Genomic DNA, 4,883 nt, shown 5'->3' on the forward strand with positions numbered 1-4,883 from the left:
CCACCGCCCCCCCGCCAGCGCGCCGCACCCCCTCCGAGACGCGCTCGGGCTCTCTCCCGCCGTTCCGCGGGCCCCCCCCCCCCCCCCGCCGTGTTGAGCGGAGCCGACGCCTCCGTTGCAGCCGTCCGTTCTTCGAGCGCACCTCTAGGTGGCTCCGCGAGGCTCGGAGCCCGTGCGGGACGTCCCGCACGGGTCCGGCCGGCCGGACCGGCCCGCCGTAACGGAGGAGACGACTGTGAGGCACAACCGATGAGGCGCGTCGTGATCACGGGGATCGGAGTCGTCGCGCCGGGGGGAGTGGGCACCAAGGAGTTCTGGTCGCTGCTGACGTCCGGCCGCACCGCCACCCGGGGCATCACCCTGTTCGACCCCGCGCAGTTCCGCTCGCGCATCGCCGCCGAGGTCGACTTCGACCCGGCGGCCCACGGCATCGGGGAGAAGGACGCGCAACGCCTGGACCGGGCCGCGCAGTTCGCCGTGGTCGGCGCCCGCGAGGCGCTGGCCGACAGCGGCCTCGCGGGCTCCCTCGACCCGCTGCGCACCGGTGTCACCCTGGGCAGCGCCGTCGGCTGCACGACCGGCCTCGACGTCGAGTACGCGAAGGTCAGCGACCACGGCTCCGCGTGGCTGGTCGACCACGAGCGGGCCGTGCCCCACCTCTACGACTTCTTCGTCCCCAGCTCGATGGCCGCCGAGGTGGCCTGGACCGCCGACGCCCAGGGGCCGGTGTCCATGGTCTCCACCGGCTGCACCTCCGGCCTCGACTCCGTCGGACACGCCGTCTCGGTGATCCGCGAGGGCTCCGCCGACATCATGGTCACCGGTGCCACCGAGGCGCCCATCTCGCCGATCTCCGTGGCCTGCTTCGACGCGATCCGCGCCACCAGCCCGCGCAACGACGACCCGGCGACCGCCTCGCGCCCCTTCGACCGCACCCGCAACGGATTCGTCCTCGGCGAGGGCTCGGCCGTTCTGATCATCGAGGAGCTGGAGCACGCCCGCCGCCGCGGCGCCCACGTGTACGCGGAGATCGCCGGCTTCGCCTCCCGCAGCAACGCCTACCACATGACCGGACTGCGCGCCGACGGCAAGGAGATGGCCGAGGCCATCCGGGCCGCCCTCGACGAGGCGCGGCTCGACGCGAGCGCCGTCGACTACATCAACGCCCACGGTTCGGGCACCAAGCAGAACGACCGACACGAGACGGCCGCCTTCAAGCAGGCCCTGGGACAGCGCGCCCACGAAGTGCCGGTCAGTTCCATCAAGTCGATGATCGGGCACTCGCTCGGAGCGATCGGCTCCCTGGAAGTGGCCGCGAGCGCCCTGGCGATCGAGCACGACACCGTGCCGCCCACCGCCAACCTGCACGAGCCGGACCCCGCCTGCGACCTCGACTACACCCCGCTCACCGCCCGGGAACAGCGCACGGACACCGTGCTCACCGTCGGCAGCGGGTTCGGCGGCTTCCAGAGCGCCATGATCCTCACCCGCCCGCGCCTGGGAGAAGCAGCGTGAACACCATCACCCCGACCCGCGACGAGACGACCGCGGCGGCCGGCGCGGGGGAGCGTACGGCCGTGGTCACCGGACTCGGCGTCGCCGCACCCAACGGCCTGGGCACCGAGGCCTGGTGGGCCGCCACCCTGCGCGGCGAGAGCGGCATCCGCCCGCTGACGCGGTTCGACGCCGGCCCCTACCCGGCCCGGCTCGCCGGCGAGGTGCCGGGATTCGTCGACGAGGACCACGTCCCCAGCCGGCTGCTCCCGCAGACCGACCGCGTCACCCGCCTCTCGCTGGCGGCCACCGCCGAGGCGTTCACGGACGCGGGCATCGACCCGGCCGACCTGCCGGAGTACGCGGCCGGCGTGGTCACCGCGAGCTCGGCCGGCGGCTTCGAGTTCGGCCAGCGGGAGCTGGAGGCGCTGTGGAGCAAGGGCGGCAACCACGTCAGCGCCTACCAGGCGTTCGCCTGGTTCTACGCCGTCAACTCCGGCCAGATCTCCATCAAGCACGGCCTGCGCGGCGCCAGCGGTGTCCTCGTCTCCGAACAGGCGGGCGGCCTCGACGCGGTCGCGCACGCCCGCCGGCACCTGAGCAGGGGGGCCCGGCTCGTCGTCACCGGGGGACTGGAGTCCGCCGTGTGCCCGTGGGGCTGGGCCGCCCATCTGGCCACCGGCGAGCTGAGCACCCGTGAGGACCCGGCCCGCGCCTACCTCCCCTTCGACGAGGACGCCGACGGGCACGTCGTCGGCGAGGGCGGCGCCCTGCTCGTCCTCGAGGACGCGGAATCCGCCCGCGCGCGCGGTGCCCGCGTCCACGGCACGGTCGCCGGTTGCGCCGCCACCTTCGACCCGGCCCCGGGCCGGGGCGGCCCCCGGCTGGCCGACGCGGCCCGCCTCGCGCTGGCGGACGCCGGGCTCACCACCGCGGACGTCGACGTCGTGTTCGCCGACGCGGCCGGCCGCCGGGACGCCGACCGGGCCGAGGCCGAGGCGCTCACCGACCTGTTCGGCCCGTACGGGGTCCCGGTCACCGCGCCCAAGACGATGACCGGACGCCTGAGCGCGGGCGGTGCCTCCCTCGATCTGGCGGCCGCCCTGCTCGCCCTGCGCGACCAGGTCGTCCCGCCCACCACGAACGTCACCCGGCTCGCCGCCGACTGCCCGCTCGACCTGGTCACCGGCGCCCCGCGCACCGGGACCGCCCTGCGCACCGCACTCGTGCTCGCCCGCGGCCGCGGCGGCTTCAACGCCGCCACCGTGGTCACCGCCGGCTGACCGGCCGGAACCCGTCCTCCCCTCAGCGATCCACCCACCGAAACGAGGTATCAGCGTGAAACACCTGGACATGGCGGATCTGACCACCCTGCTGCGCGAGTGCGCCGGCGAGGGCGAAGGCGTCGACCTCGACGGCGACGTCATGGACGTCCTCTTCGTCGACCTCGGCTACGACTCGCTCGCCGTCCTGCAGACCACCGGCCGGATCGAGCGCGACTACGACGTCGTGCTCGACGAGGAGGCCGTCGACGAGGCCGAGACGCCCCGCGCCCTCCTGGAGATCGTCAACCGGGCCCTGTCCGCCCGCGCCAGCGCCTGACCGCCCGTCCCGCCCCGAGAGGTTCACGATGACCGACCCGAACCGCCGACGGTTCCTCACCCACACCGTCGCGGCGGCCACCGCCACCGCGGCCGCGGGCGGCACCCTCGCCGCCGTCACCGCGGCCCCCGCCCACGCCAGCACGGCCGGCGCCGGTTTCGGACCGGTCTCGGTCGGCGCGTCCGACCCGCGCTACGAGGACCTCGCGCTGCGCGGAAAGAACAAGCGATTCACCACCCGCCCCGAGTCCTTCCAGGTGGTCACCACCACCGACCAGGTCGTGCGGGCGGTCCAGGACGCGGTGCGGGCCGGCAAGCGGGTCGTGGCCCGCAGCGGTGCCCACTGCTTCGAGAACTTCGTCGGCGGTTCGGGCGCCGAGGTCGTCGTCGACCTCGCCGAGATGGACACCGTCCGCTACGACGCGGGCCGCCGGGCCTTCGAGGTCGGCGCGGGCGCCCAGCTCGCCGACGTGTACCGGACCCTGTACTACGGCTGGGGCGTGACCGTGCCCGGCGGTGCCAGCGCCACCGTCGCCTTCGGCGGCCACGTCGTCGGCGGCGGCTTCGGGCAGCTCTCGCGCCGGCACGGCATCTCCTCCGACCACCTGTACGCCGTCGAGGTCGTCGTCGTGGACGGCTCCGGCCGGGCCCGCGCGATCGTCGCCACCCGCGAGCCGGGCGACCCGCACCGCGACCTGTGGTGGGCGCACACCGGAGGCGGCGGCGGAAACTTCGGCATCGTCACCCGCTACTGGTTCCGCTCCCCGGGTGCCACCGGCAGCGACCCGGGCAAGCTGCTGCCGCGCCCGCCCGGTTCGATGCTCGCCTCCACGGTGATGTTCCCGCGCGAGGGGCTCGACAAGGCCGCCTTCCGGACCCTGGTGCGCAACCACGGTCGGTGGCACGAGCGCCACAGCGGCCCCGACTCCCCCTACCGGGGCCTGTTCAGCGGCCTGATCCTGCTCGGCAGGCAGCGCGAGAACGACTCGGGGATGGCCGCCATCGCCTTCACCCACCTCGACGCGACGCTGCCCGGCGCCGAGAAGCTGCTGCAGGACCACATCGACGCGCTCACCGACGGCGTGGGCGCCGAGCCGTACGTACTGCCCACCGAACAGCTGCCCTGGTTCGCCTCCGTCGAGGCACTGGCGGCGAACCAGGACGCCGAGCAGGGCCGCCAGAAGCTCAAGAGCGCCTATCTGCGCCGCGCCTACGACGACGCGCAGATCGACGTCCTCTTCGACCGTCTCGCGGACCTCGACCACTCCCACGACACGGCGTCCGTCTCCCTGCAGGGCTACGGCGGCCGCGCCAACTCCCCGGAGCCCGGCGACACCGCCACCGCGCAGCGCGACTCCGTCATGCGGGCCCTGTACATGAACACCTGGCAGGACCCGGAGAAGGACGACGCCAACGTCGACTGGATGCGCCGGCTGTACGCGGACGTCTACGCCGCAACCGGCGGCGTCCCCGTGCCCGACGGCCAGGGCGACGGCTGCTTCATCAACTTCCCCGACATCGACACGGCCGACCCCAAGTGGAACACCTCGGGCGTGGAGTGGCACCGGCTCTACTACAAGGACAACTACCGGCGGCTGCAGGCCGTCAAGGCGGCCTACGACCCGCGTGACATCTTCCGTCACGCGCTCGCGATCCGCCCGGCCGGGGACTGACCGCACACGAAGGGGCCGGGGCGCGGCCCCGCCCCCGCCCCCGCGCCCGCCCCCCCGGTCCACAGGTGGCCCGCCCCCGCCCCGTGGGGGTGGGGAGGGGCGGGGGGCGGGGGGT

General features: G+C 74.4%; 4 protein-coding genes. All 4 read left to right on the forward strand.

Annotation, left to right across the window (positions count from 1 at the left end; translation table 11 throughout):
* Nucleotides 1-249 precede the first annotated feature (249 nt).
* Genes ACFW9D_RS37065 through ACFW9D_RS37080 form a run of 4 tightly spaced genes read left to right on the forward strand, consistent with a single transcriptional unit; the run spans nucleotide 250 to nucleotide 4,768 of the window.
* Nucleotides 250-1,515: a beta-ketoacyl-[acyl-carrier-protein] synthase family protein gene (locus tag ACFW9D_RS37065; RefSeq protein ID WP_384629769.1), complete on the forward strand. Its 1,266-nt coding sequence runs from the start codon at nucleotides 250-252 to the stop codon at nucleotides 1,513-1,515.
* Between the two features lie 5 nt (nucleotides 1,516-1,520).
* On the forward strand, nucleotides 1,521-2,777 hold the full coding sequence (locus ACFW9D_RS37070; RefSeq protein ID WP_384629771.1) for a ketosynthase chain-length factor: 1,257 nt from the start codon (nucleotides 1,521-1,523) through the stop codon (nucleotides 2,775-2,777).
* A 55-nt stretch (nucleotides 2,778-2,832) separates the two neighbouring features.
* Nucleotides 2,833-3,096, forward strand: coding sequence for an acyl carrier protein (locus ACFW9D_RS37075; protein WP_223206497.1), 264 nt, complete (start codon nucleotides 2,833-2,835; stop codon nucleotides 3,094-3,096).
* A 28-nt stretch (nucleotides 3,097-3,124) separates the two neighbouring features.
* Entirely contained in the window at nucleotides 3,125-4,768 is a 1,644-nt protein-coding gene (locus ACFW9D_RS37080; protein ID WP_188341947.1) for an FAD-binding oxidoreductase, read from the forward strand.
* Nucleotides 4,769-4,883: the final 115 nt, after the last annotated feature.

Origin of the sequence: Streptomyces sp. NPDC059524 (assembly GCF_042749255.1) — a bacterium.
Lineage (GTDB): Bacteria > Actinomycetota > Actinomycetes > Streptomycetales > Streptomycetaceae > Streptomyces > Streptomyces xanthii.